Source organism: Planosporangium flavigriseum (genome assembly GCF_011947225.1).
In the GTDB taxonomy this organism is placed as follows: domain Bacteria; phylum Actinomycetota; class Actinomycetes; order Mycobacteriales; family Micromonosporaceae; genus Planosporangium; species Planosporangium flavigriseum.
Genome location: NZ_JAATVW010000038.1, coordinates 1 through 18489 on the forward strand (window position 1 = coordinate 1; position 18489 = coordinate 18489).

At 68.4% G+C, this 18489-nt stretch carries 21 protein-coding genes; 11 read left to right on the forward strand and 10 right to left on the reverse strand.

The window, feature by feature from the left end; all coding sequences use genetic code 11:
* The 4 genes from HC028_RS26285 to HC028_RS26300 all read left to right on the forward strand — a co-directional run.
* On the forward strand, nucleotides 1-327 hold a 327-nt coding region (locus HC028_RS26285; RefSeq protein WP_203981624.1), incomplete at its 5' end, for a hypothetical protein.
* 73 nt (nucleotides 328-400) lie between these two features.
* Nucleotides 401-1321 (forward strand): carbohydrate kinase family protein, encoded by a 921-nt coding sequence (locus tag HC028_RS26290; RefSeq protein WP_168080135.1) that lies wholly within the window; start codon nucleotides 401-403, stop codon nucleotides 1319-1321.
* A gap of 151 nt (nucleotides 1322-1472) precedes the next feature.
* Nucleotides 1473-1961 carry a PAS domain-containing protein gene (locus HC028_RS26295; RefSeq protein WP_239075738.1) on the forward strand — a complete coding sequence of 163 codons (489 nt, stop codon included), beginning with the start codon at nucleotides 1473-1475 and terminating at the stop codon, nucleotides 1959-1961.
* Nucleotides 1958-2926, forward strand: coding sequence for a methyl-accepting chemotaxis protein (locus tag HC028_RS26300; RefSeq protein WP_203981625.1), 969 nt, complete (start codon nucleotides 1958-1960; stop codon nucleotides 2924-2926). The genes HC028_RS26295 and HC028_RS26300 overlap by 4 nt, the downstream gene beginning before the upstream one ends.
* Before the next feature lie 67 nt (nucleotides 2927-2993).
* On the opposite strand, the gene HC028_RS26305 is transcribed toward HC028_RS26300, so the two are convergent.
* Nucleotides 2994-3311, reverse strand: a complete 318-nt coding sequence (locus HC028_RS26305; protein ID WP_168080137.1) for a hypothetical protein — start codon at nucleotides 3309-3311, stop codon at nucleotides 2994-2996.
* 373 nt (nucleotides 3312-3684) lie between these two features.
* On the reverse strand, nucleotides 3685-3834 hold the full coding sequence (locus HC028_RS26315) for a hypothetical protein (RefSeq protein WP_168080139.1): 150 nt from the start codon (nucleotides 3832-3834) through the stop codon (nucleotides 3685-3687).
* Between the two features lie 248 nt (nucleotides 3835-4082).
* Between HC028_RS26315 and HC028_RS26320 the strand changes: the two genes are divergently transcribed.
* The 3 genes from HC028_RS26320 to HC028_RS26330 all read left to right on the forward strand — a co-directional run bounded on the left by HC028_RS26320 (nucleotide 4083) and on the right by HC028_RS26330 (nucleotide 7072).
* The gene (locus HC028_RS26320; protein ID WP_239075739.1) at nucleotides 4083-4967 is read left to right on the forward strand and encodes a helix-turn-helix domain-containing protein; all 885 of its coding nucleotides are present in this window, start codon (nucleotides 4083-4085) and stop codon (nucleotides 4965-4967) included.
* The gene (locus HC028_RS26325) at nucleotides 4964-5164 is read left to right on the forward strand and encodes a DUF397 domain-containing protein (RefSeq protein ID WP_168080141.1); all 201 of its coding nucleotides are present in this window, start codon (nucleotides 4964-4966) and stop codon (nucleotides 5162-5164) included. Before HC028_RS26320 ends, HC028_RS26325 begins: the two co-directional genes overlap by 4 nt.
* A gap of 285 nt (nucleotides 5165-5449) precedes the next feature.
* The gene (locus tag HC028_RS26330; RefSeq protein WP_239075740.1) at nucleotides 5450-7072 is read left to right on the forward strand and encodes a methyl-accepting chemotaxis protein; all 1623 of its coding nucleotides are present in this window, start codon (nucleotides 5450-5452) and stop codon (nucleotides 7070-7072) included.
* Between the two features lie 63 nt (nucleotides 7073-7135).
* Here the strand turns inward: HC028_RS26330 and HC028_RS26335 are convergent, their stop codons facing one another.
* From HC028_RS26335 to gdhA, 4 genes are all read right to left on the reverse strand, one after another.
* Nucleotides 7136-8512, reverse strand: coding sequence for a plasmid pRiA4b ORF-3 family protein (locus HC028_RS26335; RefSeq protein WP_168080142.1), 1377 nt, complete (start codon nucleotides 8510-8512; stop codon nucleotides 7136-7138).
* A 61-nt stretch (nucleotides 8513-8573) separates the two neighbouring features.
* The gene (locus tag HC028_RS26340) at nucleotides 8574-10184 is read right to left on the reverse strand and encodes a diguanylate cyclase (protein WP_168080143.1); all 1611 of its coding nucleotides are present in this window, start codon (nucleotides 10182-10184) and stop codon (nucleotides 8574-8576) included.
* A gap of 130 nt (nucleotides 10185-10314) precedes the next feature.
* Complete coding sequence (locus tag HC028_RS26345) at nucleotides 10315-11196, reverse strand: hypothetical protein (RefSeq protein WP_239075741.1); 882 nt, start codon at nucleotides 11194-11196, stop codon at nucleotides 10315-10317.
* A gap of 158 nt (nucleotides 11197-11354) precedes the next feature.
* Nucleotides 11355-12698: an NADP-specific glutamate dehydrogenase gene (gene gdhA / locus HC028_RS26350; protein ID WP_168080144.1), complete on the reverse strand. Its 1344-nt coding sequence runs from the start codon at nucleotides 12696-12698 to the stop codon at nucleotides 11355-11357.
* Nucleotides 12699-13152: 454 nt separating this feature from the next.
* Here gdhA and HC028_RS26355 point away from each other — a divergent pair, with 454 nt between their 5' ends.
* Both HC028_RS26355 and HC028_RS26360 read left to right on the forward strand, forming a co-directional pair.
* On the forward strand, nucleotides 13153-13551 hold the full coding sequence (locus HC028_RS26355) for a hypothetical protein (protein ID WP_168080145.1): 399 nt from the start codon (nucleotides 13153-13155) through the stop codon (nucleotides 13549-13551).
* 70 nt (nucleotides 13552-13621) lie between these two features.
* On the forward strand, nucleotides 13622-15169 hold the full coding sequence (locus tag HC028_RS26360) for a signal peptidase I (protein WP_168080146.1): 1548 nt from the start codon (nucleotides 13622-13624) through the stop codon (nucleotides 15167-15169).
* 13 nt (nucleotides 15170-15182) lie between these two features.
* On the opposite strand, the gene HC028_RS27985 is transcribed toward HC028_RS26360, so the two are convergent.
* The 3 genes from HC028_RS27985 to HC028_RS26375 form a co-directional block, all read right to left on the reverse strand.
* Nucleotides 15183-15359 (reverse strand): VOC family protein, encoded by a 177-nt coding sequence (locus tag HC028_RS27985; RefSeq protein ID WP_239075742.1) that lies wholly within the window; start codon nucleotides 15357-15359, stop codon nucleotides 15183-15185.
* 17 nt (nucleotides 15360-15376) lie between these two features.
* Nucleotides 15377-16222, reverse strand: coding sequence for a glycosyltransferase family 2 protein (locus HC028_RS26370; protein ID WP_168080147.1), 846 nt, complete (start codon nucleotides 16220-16222; stop codon nucleotides 15377-15379).
* A gap of 111 nt (nucleotides 16223-16333) precedes the next feature.
* Nucleotides 16334-17449 carry a PAS domain S-box protein gene (locus HC028_RS26375; RefSeq protein ID WP_168080148.1) on the reverse strand — a complete coding sequence of 372 codons (1116 nt, stop codon included), beginning with the start codon at nucleotides 17447-17449 and terminating at the stop codon, nucleotides 16334-16336.
* An 88-nt stretch (nucleotides 17450-17537) separates the two neighbouring features.
* Here HC028_RS26375 and HC028_RS26380 point away from each other — a divergent pair, with 88 nt between their 5' ends.
* Both HC028_RS26380 and HC028_RS26385 read left to right on the forward strand, forming a co-directional pair.
* Nucleotides 17538-17795 (forward strand): type II toxin-antitoxin system Phd/YefM family antitoxin, encoded by a 258-nt coding sequence (locus HC028_RS26380; protein WP_168080149.1) that lies wholly within the window; start codon nucleotides 17538-17540, stop codon nucleotides 17793-17795.
* On the forward strand, nucleotides 17792-18166 hold the full coding sequence (locus HC028_RS26385; protein ID WP_168080150.1) for a type II toxin-antitoxin system VapC family toxin: 375 nt from the start codon (nucleotides 17792-17794) through the stop codon (nucleotides 18164-18166). Before HC028_RS26380 ends, HC028_RS26385 begins: the two co-directional genes overlap by 4 nt.
* 58 nt (nucleotides 18167-18224) lie before the next feature.
* Here HC028_RS26385 and HC028_RS26390 read toward each other — a convergent pair.
* Nucleotides 18225-18489: type II toxin-antitoxin system RelE family toxin (locus tag HC028_RS26390; protein WP_205861721.1), on the reverse strand; the 265-nt coding region annotated here is incomplete at its 5' end.

The following is an 18489-nucleotide window of genomic DNA, read 5'->3' on the forward strand; positions in this document are numbered from 1 at the left end:
TGGTGGCCGCGGTGCCGTCCGCGTATGCCGCCGTCCGGCGCCGGCACCTTGGCCCCGTACCGTTTGGTTACCGCCCTGAACGCCCGGCTGCCCCGGTTCCGGCTCACCACAGTGCACGTCGACGCGTACCCGCGGCTCCGCGCGGCCGACTGCGACCTGCTGGCCGACCTGTTGAACGAGGGCACGGTGGCGGTGGCGGTCGTACCCGCGGCGGACCCCGGGCCGACGGCCGAGGCGCTCGCCGCGCGGTTGACGGCGGACACGGCGCTCCGGCTCGGGTACGACCCGACGGACGGCACTCAGTTGTGGACACTGGCTGGTGGGTAGGAACAACGATCTTGGAAACTGGTACCGCCAGATGTCCAAAATCCACGAAAGAAATCGATACGAGGGGGACGCGATGTTCGTGGTTTGCGGCGAGGCGCTGATCGACCTCGTGCCCGCGGGTCCCCCGGCCACCTGGCGCGCGGCGTACGGGGGCGGCCCCACCAACACGGCTGTCGCGCTGGCCCGACTCGGCACCCCGACCGCCCTGGTGTGCCGGCTGTCCGGGGACAACTTCGGCCGGCAACTGCGCGAGTACCTGGCGAACAACGGTGTCGATCTCCGGCTCGCCGTGGCGGCCAGCGAGCCGACCACACTCGCCGTCGTCGCCTTCGACGAGCGCGGAGGTCCGGACTACCAGTTCTACGTCAACGGCACCGCCGACTGGCAGTGGTCGGCCCACGAACTGCCGGATGACCTGCCACCCGGCACGCTGGGGCTGCACATCGGCTCGCTGGCCAGCATCCTGCCGCCCGGCGCCGCCGTCCTACGCGAGTGGATCACCGCGCACCGCGCCGACACCACGGTCATCTACGACGTCAACGTCCGGCCCGCCCTGCTGCCCGAACGCGAGACCTACCGCCGCGAGGTCCGCGCCTGGCTGGACGCCGCCCACGTCGTCAAGGCCAGCGTCGACGACCTGGACTGGCTGTACCCCGGCGAGGACGCGCTCGACGTCGCCCGGCGGTGGATCGACGAGCACGACCTGTCACTCGTCCTCGTCACCGCCGGACCGGACGGCGCGGTCGCAGTGCCGTGCGGGCAGGATCCCGTACGCGCCGCGGGCATCCCGGTCGACGTCGCCGACACCGTGGGCGCCGGTGACACGTTCACCGCCGCCTTCCTGCACCGGGTCGGGCTACCGGCCGGCATCTCCGACCGCGCCAGCCTGGCCGAAGCGCTGCGGTTCGCCGTCGCGGCGGCCGCCCTGGCCTGTACGCGCGAGGGCGCCCAGCCGCCCACGCTGGACGAGGTCGAGGACCTGCTCGCCCGCTGACCCGGTGGTCTGCGCCACGCCGCACCGTTTCCCACAGATCCCGGTCCCACTGGCCGATACCGGTGTGAAGATCAGGACGAAAAATGGGGTAACAGTGCGGCAGACGTCAGTGCGTGCCAGCGGGGTTGAACGCACGTTTTCACACGACGAGGTGATCGTCAGCAAGACCGACGTAGGGGGCCGGATGACCTACGTCAACGACGTCTTCGTCCGGGTCTCCGCGTACTCCGAAGAGGAGCTCATCGGTAAGCCGCACAACCTGATCCGCCACCCGGACATGCCCCGCGCCGTGTTCAAGCTGCTGTGGGACACCATCCAGGCCGGGAACGAGATTTTCGCGTACATCCTCAACCTGGCCGGCGACGGCGCACACTACTGGGTCCTCGCCCACGTGACACCGACGTTCTCCGCCAGGGGACAGATCGTCGGATTCCACTCCAACCGGCGCACGCCCCACCGCGCCGCGCTCGCCCAGATCCAGCCCGCATACGAGCGACTGCTGGCCGAGGAGCGCCGCCACTCCAGTACCCGTGACGCCGTGGCCGCGTCCGCCGCGCTGCTCGACGAGATCGTGAAGTCGCAGGCAGCCAGTTACGACGAGTTCATCTGGTCGCTCGAACCGGAAGAGGTGGCCCGATGAGCGGGATCTTCAAGGCCGGCCGGCGCGCTGCGGCGCACGGCAACGACGAGGTCGAGATGTACCGGGAGGCGCTGCGAGCGATCGCCGCCCTCTGCGCGCAGGTCTCCACCGGTGACCTGGAGGTCCGCCTCCCCCGGCTCGCCGGCGAGGACGAGGTGGCCGATGTCGCCCGGGCTCGGCACCGCCTGAACCACCTGCTGGACCTCACCGACGCCTTCGTCCGGGAGTCCACCGCCTCGCTCGGCGCGGCGAGCGAGGGCCGTTACTACCGTCGCTTCCTGCTTCGCGGCATGCCCGGCACGTTCCGGCAGGGCGCGGCGACCATCGACAAGGCCCGCGTCGCCATCCAGCGCAGCGCCGAGACCCTGGACCAGGCCGCCGATCAGCGCCGGGCCCTCGCTGACGAGTTCGAATCGGCCGTGATGTCGATGTCCGAGCACGTCGCCGCGGCCTCCACCGAGCTGAGCGCCTCCGCCGGCAGCCTGGCCGACTCAACGCGCGCCACCGTCGTCGCAGCCGACCGTTCCGCCGACGTCATCCGGCAACTGAGCGAGTCGTCCGCGCAGATCGAGCAGATCGTCAAGCTGATCAACAGTGTGGCGGCGCAGACCCGACTCCTGGCGCTCAACGCGACGATCGAGGCGGCTCGGGCCGGCGAGGCCGGCCGCGGATTCGCCATCGTGGCCAACGAGGTCAAGCAACTCGCCGACAAGACGGCCAGCGCCACGGACGAGATCAGCCGGCAGGTCGCCGGGATCCAGGGCCAGACCGACGAGGTGGTCGGCGCCATCGGCACCGTACTCGAATCGATGCGCGACATGGAGAGCATGGTCGACGGGATCACCGTGGCCGCCGAAGGACGGCGTAGCGCGAACGGCGCCGGCCGCATGGACGATGGCCTGTCGCAGATGGCCGAGGCCCTGCAGGCGGCCGTCGGCCGGTTCCTCACGGTACTGCGCCAGTAGCCCTATTCACGGACGGGCACGCCGAGCGGCGTGCTGGGACGGTAGATGCGGTAGCCGGCGACCTCGGTCACGCGCCGGCGACGATCGTCCGGCGGCTGACCGCCGACCACAGTGGCCACAGCACGACCGGCACGCAGACCATCAACGGGCTCAGGTACCGGACACTCGTCGTGGGCACCACTCCAGCCGGTTCGCTGGTCGCGTACGCGAGCAGGATCATCGCTCCGGCCAGGACCAGCGCAAGCCGCGCTACCTGGCGGACGGCCCAGAGTCCCCCGACGGCACCGACGGCTGCGATCACCAGCAGGACGGGGTACACCACTCCCCACGCCAGCGGCCAGCTCTCGCACTGGCCAGGCTGCGCCTGCAGATTGTGGACGATCATCGGCAGCGCCCCGACGAACGCACCGGGGAGCTCGGTGTTGACTCCGTCAGCAACGAACTCGCTCCACGGGTGGTCATGGTTGAGCTAGCCTCGCCGCCCGCACCAACCGATCATGCCCGGTCGATCCATGGGCCTCGGTTGTCGCGCCGGGGCGGCCGGCCTATCCACCCGAGAAAACGGACGTACAACTCCCCCGCCCGCGCGGCGGGAAGATCCTGGGACGCCTGCACTAAATGCGAACCCATCAGTAATCCCAGCGACACCGTCGCACGCTCGAACTCGGCCAGGAATTGCGCCCGCCGGGTGTGACACGGCCATTCCTGCGAACAGCCCGCACAGATCCAGGCCGGACGGATCGGTATATGCAGTGACGTCACTTCCGCTCCGCCTCCTCCGCCGCTCGGCGCAGCTCGCACGGGTAGCGATCAACTCCGCACGAGCAGCCAACGATCACGCGCGTACCGATCCAGCGAACGCTCGCCCGGTGCGACCGCTTGATCCGCGCGATATCGGCCTCATCCATGGCCTTCACCTCTTCCTGAGCGGGGCGTGACGGCCGGGCCTTGGCGGGCCGAAATACCGCGGATCATCCGACCGCCACGCCCCATCGGCTCATGGTGGCGACGAGGATACAAGAATGCAATATTACGGCGTGACTTAATTGACGCGTTTATATCGTGAACATTAATGTCATTGCGCTATTGCCGACGATGGAGTTACATATCGAGCGTGCATCGCACCCGGTATGTAGTGACCGACAAAGGAGCACCGGTGGCGATCGATCCTGGCTCGACGGTCCCAAGGCGACAGCTCGGCCGCTACCTGCGGGAGCTCCGCGAGGAAGCACGGATCACCGTGAAGGCCGCCGCGGAGGAGCTGGAGTGGTCAGCTCCCAAGATCTGGCGTATCGAGAGCGGTGCGACCTCGATGCGCGCGCTCGACGTGGAAGCAATGTGCAAGGTGTACGGTGCCGCACCGGAGATAACCCAGGTCCTGATAGGCCTGGCGCGGGAGACCAAGGCCAAGGGCTGGTGGCACTCGTACGGCGACGTCATCCCGGTGTGGTTCGAGTTGTACGTGGGGCTGGAGAGCGCCGCGAGTCGAATCCGGCAGTACGAGCCCGAACTGATCACGGGAAGCCTGCAGACCGAGGCCTACGCGAGGGAGGTCTTCCGGGTCGCGCACCCCGAGATGACGGATGCCGAGATCGAGCGCGGCGTCATGGTGCGCCTCGAACGCCAGACCCTGCTCACCCGAAAGCGCCCGCTGGCACCACAACTCGACGTCGTGGTGAACGAGGCCGCGCTCCGCCGCCCCGTTGGCGGGCACGCCGCGATGGCCGAGCAGCTACGGCACGTCAACGAAGTCGCCGACCTGCCCAACGTCTCCGTCCGGGTCCTGCCGTTGAGCGCCGGCCTGCACCACGCCGCGATGACCGGAGGGTCGTTCGTCATCCTCGACTTCCCCACCAACGGCGCCCACCCCGAGCCGTCCACTGTCTACAGCGAAGGGCTCACCGGCGCTCTCTACCTCGACAAGCCGCAGGAGATCGCGGCCTACAACGAGGTGTGGGCCAACCTCGCCCCGTCCTGCCTCACCGAGCCACAGTCGAAGAAGCTCATCGCAGCGACAGCAAAGGAGTTCCGATCGCCATGACCGACCTGTCCCGCGCCCGGTGGCGCAAGAGCAGCCGCAGCAACGGTGGCGGCCAGTGCGTAGAAGTGGCCGACAACCTCCCCGGCGTCGTCGCGGTCCGCGACTCCAAGGACCCGTCCGGCCCGGCGCTGACGTTCAACCCGAGCGAGTGGGCGGCGTTCGTCGGCGGCGTCAAGGACGGCGAGTTCGACCGGTAGTCGAGCCATCGGTGGACGGGTCCCGAGCAGGCGCCCCGCCCACCGATGCCGTCGACTCGTCCCCCTCAAATGCCCCAATAGCAACTTATTCAGCGGCTAATACGTCCCATATTCCCGCATCGCAAATTTTCATTAAACGTAATAACATAAGTCTATTATGTAACAGCACAGTTTTCTGCTTATCGCCAGTGCGAAGCGGCCGATCCAACGGACAAATTCGCGCTGGCGAGGAGGGCTGTCCCCGCTGACGCTTCGGGCATCGCTGAAGTAACGCGGGAGACGCTAATGGCTGTAACGAACAAGGTTGGCGGGTCGGCGCTGGGCGGATTCGGCCGCTGGGTGGCCAACCGGCGGATGAACACGAAGATCATGCTGGTGATCGCGATCCTGGCCGTCACCGCTGGCGGCGTGGGCGTGCTGTCACTGGCTAAGATGTCGACGCTCCACGACACGGCGAATTCGCTGTACGACTCGGGCCTCGTGCCCCAGCAGCACGCCGACGACCTGGCGATCACGATGCGCCAGACCCGTAGCGACGTGCTCAGCCACGCGATCTCGACTACCGACGCGAGCATGACGAAGTTCGAGCAGGTCATCAAGGACGACGACGCGGAGTTTGCGACCCAGCTCTCCACGTACGAGAAGGAGTCGGTGGCACCGGAGCTGGTTTCCCAGCTGCGCGCGGCGTGGGGGGACTACCAGCGCGACAAGCAGCAGATGATGGATGCGAGCCGGCGCAACGACTCCGTCACCATCGAGCGGGTCCGCGACACGGTCCTCGCCGCGGAGGCCGACAAGGCCTTCAAGCTCGTTGACGACCTTATCGCCCGGGAGCAGGCCGACTCCAAGCGCCGCAGCGACGAGGCCACCGCTACCTACAACAGCGCCCGCACCACGACGATCACCTTCCTGACCATCGGCCTGGTGCTGGCGGTGGCGTTCGGCCTGTTCGTCGCCCGTAACATCATCGCCGCCCTGGGCCGCGTCTCGTACGTGGTCGACGGGCTGGCCGCCGGTGACCTGACCCGCTCGGCCGGGGTGTCCAGCCGCGACGAGATCGGCCGGATGGCGACCGGTCTGGACGCCGCGACCGACCGACTGCGCGAAACCATCGGCACCATCGGCGCCAGCAGCGAGACCCTCGCCGGCGCGTCCCAGGAACTGTCGGCGGTCAGCCAGCAGATCGCCGGCAGCGCCGAGGAGACCAGTACCCAGGCCGAGAGCGTCTCCGCCGCTGCCGAACAGGTCTCCCGCAACGTGGAGACGGTCTCGGCCGGCACCGAGCAGATGACCGCCTCCATCAAGGAGATCGCCAGCAACGCCACCGACGCCGCGCACGTGGCACAGGGTGCGGTGAAGGTCGCCGAGCAGGCCAACGAGACCATCGCCAAGCTGGGCGAGTCCTCGGCTGAGATCGGCGACGTGGTCAAGCTGATCACCTCAATCGCCGAGCAGACCAACCTGCTGGCCCTCAACGCCACCATCGAGGCGGCCCGCGCCGGCGACGCGGGCAAGGGGTTCGCGGTGGTCGCCAGCGAGGTCAAGGACCTGGCCCAGGCCACGTCCAAGGCGACCGAGGACATCTCACACCGTATCCAGGCCATTCAGGGTGACACCGGCGCCGCGGTCGAGGCGATCCGGGAGATCGCCGAGGTCATCGAGAAGATCAACGGATACTCCGAGACCATCGCCTCCGCGGTGGAGGAGCAGACCGCGACCACCAGCGAGATCGGGCGCAGTGTCGCCGAGGCTGCTACCGGGGCCACGGACATCGCCCAGAACATCACCGGGGTCGCCGCCGCCGCGGAGTCGACCAGCACGGGCGTCACCGAGGCCAACCGGGCCGCGAACGACCTGGCTCAGATGTCGACCGAACTGCAGCAGATCGTCGGCCAGTTCCGGGTCTGACCCGCGGCTCCTCATGATCCTGAAGACTTTGCGGGGCTATATAGCGCCCCGAAGCCTTCAGGATCATGGGGAGGGCGGGCGTACGAGTACTCCCGACAGCCGCGCCAGCGCCGCATTCGCCTCGTCGAGGTCGAACCCGCCGGACACGGCGTGGCGGCCGGCCACGCAGCGCGGGTACGCCACGCCTGGCTCGGCGACGGCCACGCCCTCGACGAGGATCTCGTGCCGCCAGCCGTACACGTAATAGATCAGGTCGCGGGCGCGCGGCGCGACCTCCTCCAGCCGCTTGGCCCGCGCGCTGCGGCGCCCCAGCGCGCGGTCGGCGACGCCGTATGCGCCGGCCGGCGTCTCGAACACCCACGGGTGCCCACTCTCCCAGCCAAATACCGCCTGGATCGCCTGGTGCAGGCGGCGCAGGGTGATGGTCGACGGCAGTTCGAGGCGGCGCCAGACCGGCGGGCGCGCACCGAGCAGCGTGACCTTGACGCGGTGCACAGCGGTCGCCCCGGTCGCCGGGGCCGTACGGGAGGGGCCGCGCTCCGCATTTTCGGCCTCGGGCAGCAGCGCCGTCCGTAGCCGCAGTAGCTCCAGGTAGTCCCGGACGTCCTCGACCTGGTCGGGCGCGACCGGGCAGGGCCGCTTGCGCAGCGCGCGGTCCAGGATGGCACGCGCCTCGGACGGCGGGTAGTCGCGGAAGGTCAGCCCGTACCGCTTGGCCGCCCGCTGATAGTCGGCCCGGACCAGGTCGGGGCGGTCGGTCGGCCAGCAGTCCTTGACCCCGCCACCAAATTCATGATCAATCAGTACGACCAGCGCATGCGGCCGGCTGCCGTACGCGAACGCGGCAGCCAGCCCCTCCTGCGCCCCGGCGCTGTCGGTGTACCCGAAGCACGGCCCGACCTCGGGCGCACCGAGCCCGTCAACCCACGGACAGTCCCGGAGCCCGGCCGTCACCAGGCAGTCCGCGATCTTCTCCGCCGTCCGTCGTACCCGCACGGGGCCGACGACGGCGAGTACCCGCACCATCGCCAGGGCCTCCGGCCCGCCGTGCTCCTCGGCCTGCGAGGTCAGGCTGTCGAGCAGGTCGGGCAGGTCGTCGTCGGTCGCCGCGACCTCCCGCGCCATCGCAAGAAATTCGAGTCCGGTGAGTTCCGCGCTCCACGGGTCGCAGCCCGGCTTCAGCAGCGGCTTCCACATGGCCATCAGCCCGGCCAAGGACTCTTCCCGCGACGGCAGCAGCCCGGCCTCGACCAGCCGCTGCAGCATCTGCTCCGTACCGTCGGGCCGGTCGAGCGTCCGCAGCAGTTCGTCTTCCCACACCCCAGCGGCGGCCAACATCTCCAGCAACTTGGCGAGGTCGCCATCGTCGACCCGGGGCCCGTCGCCGACCACGGTGCGGCCAACGCCAGCACCCCGCCTGGTACGCCGGGTTTTGGCCACGAGGGTCATCGTCCCACGCCGCAGCGCGACCGGCCCGCCGAGCAAGCGTCGCCTTACGGTTCTAGGTGGTGGCCGTCGACATCCGCGCCATCTCGACGCGGTTACGCCCGAGGGTCTTCGCCACGTACAGCGCCTGGTCCGCCGCGTCGATCAGCGCGGCCGGGCCGTCCGAGCTGAGGGACTCCGCGACGCCGGCACTGATCGTGGAGATCACCACTTCACCGCCGATGAGCAGCGGCGACCTTTCGCACATCTCCCGCAGCGCTTCGGCGCGTTTCCGCGCACGCTCCGCCGTGCAGCCGGGTAGGACCAGGAGGAACTCCTCCCCGCCGTAGCGGGCGGCCGTCTCCCCCTCCTCGATCAAGGCGACGATGCGCTGCGCGGTCGCGGTGATGACCTCGTCGCCCACCGCGTGGCCGTACCGGTCGTTGACCCGCTTGAAGTGGTCGATGTCGAGCATTACGACGCTGAGCGGCTGAAAACCGGTACGGGCGCGGGCCACTTCCCGCTCCAGCACGTCGATCAGGTACCGGCGGTTGTGCAGTCCCGTGAGTGAGTCGCGGGTGACCAACTCGGCCAAGTCGGCGCGCAACTGCTCCACGGCCAGCAGCTGCTGGCGGAGCTCTTCGTTCGTGACGCGCAGTTCGTGCCGTTGGCGATTTCGCTCGGTGACGTCGTGCGCCACCAGCACCCAGCCGATCACGTTGTTGCTGTTGTCGTACAACGGGCTGTGCCGGATATTGAGGTCGACCCGCGCCCCGTCAGCGGCGGTCATCACGTACTCCGACTCGGAGTCCGCGGCCAGCGCCCAATCCATACCCAGGACATCCCGCGCGGACAACCCGACGATCGTGCCGGACGTTGTCGGCTGGAGGCGCCGGATCAGGCGCTTGGCGGCGGGGTTCACGTCGAGTACGCGCCACGACCGGTCGATCACGATCACCGCGTCGCTGATGGTCTCCAGGATCTGGCGTCCGGCGACCGGGACCAGATCGGGAAGCGCCTGGCGGAACAGGGCCCAGCAGCACACGGCGGCCGTGATGGTGAAGAAGATGGGGGTCAGACCGACCGTCTTCCCCTCCTTCATGAACAGCACCGTGACGACGTTGCCGACCAGCGGCGGCAGGAAGGCGACCAGCGGCCAGGCGAAATGACGTCGATAGGCCCGAGGCGCCCGCACCAACGAGCGGACCATCACGATGATGACCAAGGCGAGGAGCGTGTAGGAGTAGGCGGTGTGCGCGTAGAAGGCCCATCCTGGCCGCGGTGCCAGCACCGGCGGCGACCCGATGAGCTGAGCGCTCGCGTAGAACCAGTGATGCCAGGGGTTGGTGAGCGCGATGACCACTGACAGCACGGGCTCGATGACCAGCAGGAGCGCGGTCCGGCGCGACAGCGTCCACGCCCGGTCGGCCATTGCGTTGGTGTAGCAGAACATCGCGGCGACCATGGCGCCGACTCCTGGATAGATCGCCGTCTCGAGAGCGAGCTTCGACTCCAGGGTGGGGGCGAGCACCGAGCCCATCTTCACGGCCGACCACCAGGTCACACCCATCAGGGCGAGCGTCATCGCCCCGGCCGCGGGGGTCGTCCGGCGTCGTGGCCACATGATGGCGGTGGCGACCATCGATCCGATCGCGGATACGGCGAAGAGAAGCGCGAACGTCAGCACTACACGTTCCCCCTCCTCGACACCGTTATACCCGCATCGGCAGCGGTCACTGCCAATTGAGTGAATGGGGGTCGCTGGGATCCAACCAACCGTTAAGCGCCTTCGCTGTCAACGGTGTCACTATCTCGACCTAACGGCCCTGAGCCGCCGCTCTCTGACTGGCGCCCGTGGCCACGGCGGGATCCATGAGCTGCGTGGCGACCGATCGGCACACGGTGCCCCCGTGCTCGAAGCCCAGCGATCCGGGGTAGCGCAGCATGACGGCGAGCGCCCAGCCGTCGCCGATCGCGAGGCAGTTGACGTGCCAGAGCCCGTCGTCGTCGCGGAGAAGCCAGCCGTTCTTGATGGCGGTGGTCGCGGCGGCAGCGGCGGGCAGCGCCTTGATGATGCCGAAGCGTCCGTCGCCGCGCACGCGGCGCATCTCGGTCAGCACCCACCTGGTCCACTGAGGTCCGGCGGCCCGCCCATCGGCCAGGCACCCGCCCATGCGCACCGCGTCCGGGGCCGACGTCCTGGTCTCGCTCCACAGGCCCGGTACCGCGCTGGTCTGGGTCAGGCGGCACACGCGGATCAGACGCTGGATCGACGCGGTACCGCCGTTCAGCCGGTAGATCCGCTCGGCGGCGTCGTTGTCGCTGTCACGGATCATGATGCTGAGATCGTTCATCCGGGCGGCGGTCGGCTTCTCGTCGCGCTGCGCCGCCAGCCGCAGATAGTCCGCCGCGAGCCACGCCTTCACCATCGACGCGGTGTCGCTGATGGCGGTGGAGTTGTCCGAGCCAGTGATCTTCCCGGTCCGGGTGTTGAGCAGCGCCCATGAGTGGAAGCCGGGCGAGGAGAAGGAGACCGGACGCGGCCGCAACAGTGGCTGCTGCGCCGCGGCTGCGGCCGTGTCGGAAGCGAGGCGGGAACGCGCCGTCGAGGCCGAGATCGACCCGTACGGGGCCACCACGCCGAACGCCAGCAGCACCACAGCCACCCCGGCGCAGCCCATGACCACCGACACTCGCACCGTCGCCGCCTTCCCCTCGCCGCCTGCGGCCGGGTCAAGCGGGGGCAGTGTTACCGCGACATCGCCCGGCCAGCTGCGGACGTCGTATCCGGTGGTACGTACGGCGTCGCCGCACGGTTCGAACCGGAGTCCGCCCGCAGCCGTCCGGGTGGGAAAAGCTAGATCAGGCCCTGGGCGAGCATCGCATCGGCGACCCGCCGGAACCCGTCGATGTTCGCTCCCGCGACGTAGTTGCCCGGCATGCCGTACTCCTCGGCGGTGGCGTAGCACCGGGCGTGGATGTCCTGCATGATCGTCCGGAGCTTCTGCTCGGAGTGCTCGAACGTCCACGAGTCGCGGCTCGCGTTCTGCTGCATCTCCAGCGCGCTGGTCGCCACGCCACCCGCGTTGGCGGCCTTACCCGGCGCGAAGCGCACGCCCGCCTGCTCGAAGACCCGCACACCCTCCGGGGTGGTGGGCATGTTGGCGCCCTCCACGACGACGGCGCAGCCACCCGCCACGAGCGCGGCGGCGCTCTCCGCACTGATCTCGTTCTGCGTGGCGGACGGGATCGCCACCTCGCAGGGCACCTCCCACACGTTGCCGCCGGCCACGAACGTCGCGTGCGGCCGCGCCTGGACGTACTCGCTGATCCGGCCGCGCCGCACCTCCTTCAGGTCCTTGAGCACCTCCAGGTCGATGCCCTTCTCGTCCAGCACGTAGCCCGACGAGTCCGAGCACGCCACCACGGTGCCGCCCAGCTGGTGGACCTTCTCGATGGCGTAGATGGCCACGTTGCCCGAGCCGGAGACCACCACCCGCTTGCCGTCCATGCTCTCCCCGGCGGTGCGCAACATCTCCTCGGCGAAGAAGACCGCGCCGTACCCGGTGGCCTCGGTGCGTACCTGCGCGCCGCCGTACGCCAGCCCCTTGCCGGTCAGCACGCCGGATTCGTACCGGTTCGTGATGCGCTTGTACTGGCCGAACAGGAAGCCGATCTCCCGCCCGCCCACGCCGATGTCGCCCGCCGGCACGTCGGTGTGCTCGCCGATGTGCCGGTACAACTCGGTCATGAAGCTCTGGCAGAAGCGCATGACCTCCCGATCGGAGCGCCCCTTCGGGTCAAAGTCCGAGCCGCCCTTGCCGCCACCGATCGGCATGCCGGTGAGCGCGTTCTTGAAGATCTGCTCGAACCCGAGGAACTTGATGATGCCGAGGTACACCGAGGGGTGGAACCGCAGACCACCCTTGTACGGACCGAGGGCGCTGTTGAACTCGACGCGGAAGCCCCGGTTGACGTGCACCTCGCCGCGGTCGTCCGCCCACGGCACCCGGAAGATGATCTGGCGCTCCGGCTCACAGATCCGCTCGATGATCTTCGCATCGGCGTACTCAGGGTGACGGGCCAGCGCGGGAGCCACACTGTCGAGCACCTCGCGCACGGCCTGGTGGAACTCCTTCTCACCGGGATTGCGCTGCACGACGCCAGCGAAGACCGACTCCAGCTTCTCACGAATTGCCACACGGTCCTCCAGAGGTGCACAACGTGTCCGCGGCAGAGCACGGCAAGCCGGTATTGATTCCGGCCTCGACGGTACCGGTGGATCATCGTATACGACGAGTTACCGTCACGCGCCCGTAACACTCGCCACTCTGCCATCGACGAGTACGGACGGTGATCAAACGCGGTTCGAGCGGGCCGGTTTTTCTTCACCGTCGGTAACGCTCGATCCCCACTCCGGGAATTGTCCACCTCGCCCACTGGCCGACGCGGCACCGACGTTCTTCCTGACCCGCAACGCAATAGCAACCGCGGTCGCGCAGCAAAATCCTCAAGATCTTGCACACGATGCCAATTTTCACGTCGGTGCAGGAATCTAACGTCCTGTGCCCTGAGCCACCTGACGCACGTCAGGACTCAGCGTCAACATCGCCTGCCCGGCGAGGGTGGCTGGGCTACGACAGAGAGAGGCACCAATGCGTAAGTCATTCAAGGTCGCTGGTGGCCTTGCCGTCGCCGGCATCATCGCCGCGTCCGGCTCGGCCTTCACCGCTACCGGTCTCGCCACGAGCGGTACCGCCGCTGCGCCGCAGTTCGTCGGCGGTTCCATCTCGCAGACCGTCGACGGCGCGGACCTCAGCGAAATCGCCTACGGCTTCACCGACGACACCAAGACCGCGGTCGACTCGATCACGCTGACCTTCGCGGCCGTCCCGGACGGCAAGACCGTGACCGCGGAAGCCACTGGTGGCAACAACGGCACGTTCACCTGCACCAACACGGCGACGCTGGTTTCGACGTGCACGTACGCCGCAGGTGCCGACACCAAAACGGCTACCACGGGCATCACCAGCCTCAAAGTCACCGTCGCCTGACCGTGAGTTGGAACGGCCCGCCTGAAGCGGTGGGCCGTTCCAACGGCGGACTCTGAAGCCCGGGGCCAGCATGCGCAGATTCTTCCGGTACCTCGCCGTCGCCGCCTTCGTCGGCGTCGTGGCGATCGTCGCCGGTGCATTCGCCACCGAACGGGTCGCCATCGTGGTGACCCACGGCGTCAGCATGCAGCCCACCTACCACCAGGGCGACATGGTGATCGTCACCAAGGCGTCCTCATACCATCTCGGCGACATCGTCGCCTACCACAGCCCCACCGTCCGTGACCTTGTCGTGCTGCACCGCATCATCGGTGGCGACGCGAACGGCTACGTGTTCAAAGGTGACCACAACCAGTCGATCGACCCGGTCGAGCCGACCAGCCGCGATCTGATCGGCCGCGCGAGAGTGCACATCCCGGAGGGAGGCCGCTGGCTCCAGCGACTGACCACCCCACCGGCCCTGGCACTGATCGCATTCGTCCTGGTGATGGGCGGCGGAACCGCGGTCCGGACCCGTCGTATCGTCCTGCAGCGAAGAGGGAGGAGGAACAGAACCGCCATGTCACGCAGCACCAAACGGCCCGGCCGGATGAGCCTGCCGCGACCCTCCGCGCGTACCCTCCTGCAGGTCGGCGCGATCGTCATCGCCGTCGCGGCAGTGCTCGACGTGGCACTCGCCGCCCTGGCCTGGGCCGGACCAGCGCAACGTCTCATCCCTGCGCCGCAGCGCACCGCCCCGTCCGTAACCTTCGCCTACTCCGCCGAAGTTCCGCGCACCCCCGCGTACGACGGCACCGTCGTCACGTCGCCGGAGCCAGTGTTCCGCAAACTGGCCGGCCGCGTCGACGTGCACATCTCCTACCGGGGTGAACCCGGCAGCATGGTCGTCGACGCCGCGATCTCTGCCGGGAACGGCTGGCACACGACCCTGCCGCTCGTCGACACCACCGTCTTCACACAGACGAGCTACGACGCTGTCATCCCGCTCGACCTGGATGCGATCGACGCCCGCGCATCGGCTGCGGCAGCCGCCATCGGGCTGCCGCCCGGCCAGGCGACCATCGCGATCCAGCCGCGGGTCACGACCGCCGACGGCGCGACCTTCGCGCCGTCCCTGAAGCTCATCCTCACGCCGCTCCAGCTATCCCTCGCCAGTCCTTCGGACAAGCTCATCGTCAAGGGCACCGCTAAACCGGGACAACCGGTCCTCGTACCGCGCACCCTGGGGCTGTCGGGCCACACGATCATGACGGCGGCCACCGCCCGCACCCTGTCCGTCGTTCTCGCACTCGGCATCCTGCTGGCAGCGCTGGTCTTCGTCCTCGTCCTTCGCCGGTCCGAACCGGGCGGCGAGACCGCCAAGATCCGGCAGCGCTACGGATCCCTGCTGGTCCGGGTGAACCCGATGCCCACTCCCGCCGGGCGGCCGGTCGTCAACGTGCCCGAGTTCAAGACCCTGGTCCGACTGGCCGAACGGTACGAGCTGATGATCATGTACTGGTCGCGCAACAACATCGAGACCTACGTCGTCCAGGACGAAGGCACCACCTACGTCTACCGCAGCGACGGCAGCGATTCGCGAACGCCGCTGGACCTGGACGCCCTTGCCACGCTGTAGCCACGCGCGGCGCTCACTCGCCCGGGTAGGTGCCGAAGCTCCAGTACACCCCTTCGGGGTCACGGACCGTGAAGCCGCGGGACCCGTAGCCCGTATCGGTCAGTCCTTCCACGACGGTCGCGCCGAACGGGCGCAGCACCGCAGCCGGCTGTCCGATCACGGCGTCCACGGTACCGACCGACCCCGTCATGCCGAGATCGTACGACGTCAGCGCTCAGGCTCGGCCTCGTTCAGAGCGCCGAGAAAGGCGTCCCACGCCCGCTGCATGGACTGCTTGTCGGGCACTCCGGCGGCAGGCCAACCAGCGCGCTCGATCGTCTTCAGGTGCGTAAGAAATCGGTACATGAAGAAGCCCATGCTGAGGGCGAGCGAGAGTGACCCGTCCTCCTCCGGCGAGTAACGCCGCCGGAACTCCGCGACCGCGTCCGTGATGGCCTGGGTGGGCGTGGACGTCGCCGACGCCGCCCGCCGCTCGTCGGCCTCGACCGAGGTGTACCGGTTGAACTTGGCGATCGCGTGCTCGAGCGAATCGAACTTCAAGTGCTTGATCGCGACGTCGACGTCAGGGGGCAGGTCGACGACGGCCGCCCGGAAGCGAGGTAGCGCGTGGATCTCCGCCGGCCACGTGACGTGGGACTTGCGGAAGAAGCGCGGGTGACGCTCCCGGTCGAGCCCCCAGCCCGTGCTGCGGATCAACCGCGGTCCGAGGTAGGTCGGGAACGGCAGGCGGAACGCCGAGATGTCCGGACCCGCCACCGCCGCCAGCGCCCGCAGGTGCGCCACGCCGCCGTCGGACAACCGCTCGTCCGCGTCGATGAGAAGCACCCACTCCTCGGCAGCGGCGTCGATGGCGGGCTGCCGGCCGGGCTCGCAGTAGCCGGCGTTGGGCAGCCGTAGGACGCGAGCGCCAGCCGCCATCGCGATGGCCACGGTGTCGTCCGTCGACTCCATGTCGGCGACCACGATGTCGTCGACACCCACGCAGGACGCCAGGCAGTGCGCCAGGTGCGCCGCCTCGTTCCGTACGTTGAGGACAGCCGAGATGCCCGGCACCCCCGGTGGCTCACTGACCCGCGTACCGGAGCACCGGCCAGACGATTGCCCGGTTGTCAGTCATGGCCCCAAGGCTGCCAGTCCGCCGTCGCGATGGCGAGTGGTAAGACCTCAGCGGGGCGAGCGGGCCAACCGCAGCGTGAAGTCGCTGCCCTGGGGGCTCCGCGGTTCGTGCCAGACCCGGCCGGAGTTGGCCTCAGCGAGGCTGCGGACGATGTACAGCCCGAGCCCGGTCCCGTTGGCGCGGGCGGAGCTGTCGGTGCCGCGGGTGAACGGTTCGAAAAGGTCGTCGCGTAGCTCTTCGGGCACGCCGGGGCCGTTGTCGCGAACCCGGATGTCGACGTCGACGCCGTCGCCGCTGACGTGGACGGCGGTGGCCCCGCCGCCGTACTTGGCCGCGTTGGTCAGGAAGTTGATCAGAATATGCTGCAGGTGGCTGGGGCTGACCAGGGCCGCCAGCTTGTCGGCGCCGGTGACGGGAATGTCGATCTCGACGGTGGCGAGGGCCTGGGCGATGGCGTCGGTCAGCGGCGTGCCGATCTCGTGGCTGATCATCCCCATCAAGTCGAGCTTGAGCTGGTTGGCAGCCTCCAACTCCACGTTGGACCGTTCAAGCTGAGCGTTCCTTTGCGCCAGCTCGGCCGCGGCCGCGTCGCGGTCGCGTTCGGCCTGGAGACGGCTGGTGATGTCCTTGAGCTGGGCGACGACGGGCTGCGGCCGCCCCTCGGCGTCCCGAATCAGGCTGATGTACGAGTTCACCTCGACCACACCGCCGTCCGGCCGCACCATGCGCTTGTCCCGCTGGTAGCTGCTGTACTCACCGGCGAAGAGGTTGGCGAGGTGGGCCAGGTCGTCGGCCCGGACATCCGGGTGGACCCGGTCGCGGTAGTTCGTACCGAGCAGCTCTTCGCGGCTTCGCCCGACCATCGCGCAGTAGGCGTCGTTGACCTCGGTGATGGTCCCGTCCAGCCGCCCCACCGCCTGCGCGATCGGCGCCAGCTCGAACTGGGTACGGAACCGCTCCTCGCGGTCGGCCAGCGCGCGTTCGGCGGCCACCCGGGCGGAGACATCGGTGTTGGTTTCGAGGATGGCGGTCGGCGTACCGTCAGGGTCCCGACGCAGCGCCTGGCGACTGGACACGGTGATAGAGGTGCCGTCGGAGCGCAGGTGGATCAGCTCGCCGTCCCAACGGCCCGCCGTGAGCAGGATCCGATCGATCTCGGCCATCTCGCCGCCGTCCGCGCGCCGGGTGTGCAGCAGGCGACCTAGCTAGCTCGCAACCAGTGGACTAACCTCTTAGCTAAGGAGGTTCCACATGTCGAGCGACGCCACGGCACAGTTCAACATTCACGACGCCAAGACCAACCTGTCTCGCATCATCGACCGGGTGGAACACGGCGAAGAGATCATCATCAGCCGGGCGGGCACCCCGGTCGCGAAGGTAATTCCACTGACCCGGAAGGTGCACCGCAGTGGACGCGGATCCCTACGCGGCAAGCTCGTCGTCGCTGAGGACTGGGACTCGCCCGAGGTGAACGAGTCCGTCGCACGCGATTTCGGCTTGGCGCAGTGAGACTCCTTCTGGATACCCACGTCGTCATCTGGTGGCTGGCGGACGACCCGACACTGTCGGACGAGATCAAGCAGCTGATCGACAGCGAACCGGATGTCTACGTCAGCCCTGCCACGATCTGGGAGATCGCGATCAAGCAGGCGCTCGGCAAGCTCAAGGAGCCGGCCGACCTAGCGGAGCGAGTCCGCGACTGTGGGTTCGCCGATCTGCCGATCAGATCAGTGCACGCCATAGCCGCCGGCCGACTCCCGATGATCCATCGCGATCCCTTCGACCGGATGCTGGTGGCCCAGGCGCAGTACGAGGACCTCACTCTCGTGACCAGAGACCCTGATCTCCAGAAGTACGAAGTTTCCATCCTGGGCGCCTGACCAGCCTCGCCCGCCCGGCCAAGCCCAGTGGGGTGGGCCGGAGCACCGCCGGGAAGGTTCAGGTGCGGTACACGTCGCGTCGGTGATCAACGTCCACGACCGTAACGGTTCGGGTCTTGTCGTCGATTCGGTACATGATCCGATAGGTACCCCGGCGCGCGTTGAATCGGTCATCCAGCGGAGGCATCAGCCGCGCACCATCGACCTGGTCTGCCTTGCGGTCGCCCGGGTCGTCGAAGAATGCGACATCGACCTCGATCGAGGCGGTCGCGGCCGGCGGAAGTCGATCCTCCGGGATCGCCCCAAGAACCGACTGGCTTCCG

Excerpts from the sequence above, each read along its gene's own strand:
- HC028_RS26330 (WP_239075740.1), top strand. The coding sequence starts at position 5,450 with ATGGCTGTAACGAACAAGGTTGGCGGGTCGGCGCTGGGCGGATTCGGC.
- HC028_RS26355 (WP_168080145.1), top strand. The coding sequence starts at position 13,153 with ATGCGTAAGTCATTCAAGGTCGCTGGTGGCCTTGCCGTCGCCGGCATC.
- HC028_RS26360 (WP_168080146.1), top strand. The coding sequence starts at position 13,622 with ATGCGCAGATTCTTCCGGTACCTCGCCGTCGCCGCCTTCGTCGGCGTC.
- HC028_RS26375 (WP_168080148.1), bottom strand. The coding sequence starts at position 17,449 with ATGGCCGAGATCGATCGGATCCTGCTCACGGCGGGCCGTTGGGACGGC.
- HC028_RS26315 (WP_168080139.1), bottom strand. The coding sequence starts at position 3,834 with ATGGATGAGGCCGATATCGCGCGGATCAAGCGGTCGCACCGGGCGAGC.
- HC028_RS26325 (WP_168080141.1), top strand. The coding sequence starts at position 4,964 with ATGACCGACCTGTCCCGCGCCCGGTGGCGCAAGAGCAGCCGCAGCAAC.
- HC028_RS27985 (WP_239075742.1), bottom strand. The coding sequence starts at position 15,359 with ATGACGGGGTCGGTCGGTACCGTGGACGCCGTGATCGGACAGCCGGCT.
- HC028_RS26300 (WP_203981625.1), top strand. The coding sequence starts at position 1,958 with ATGAGCGGGATCTTCAAGGCCGGCCGGCGCGCTGCGGCGCACGGCAAC.
- HC028_RS26380 (WP_168080149.1), top strand. The coding sequence starts at position 17,538 with ATGTCGAGCGACGCCACGGCACAGTTCAACATTCACGACGCCAAGACC.
- HC028_RS26305 (WP_168080137.1), bottom strand. The coding sequence starts at position 3,311 with ATGATCGTCCACAATCTGCAGGCGCAGCCTGGCCAGTGCGAGAGCTGG.
- HC028_RS26290 (WP_168080135.1), top strand. The coding sequence starts at position 401 with ATGTTCGTGGTTTGCGGCGAGGCGCTGATCGACCTCGTGCCCGCGGGT.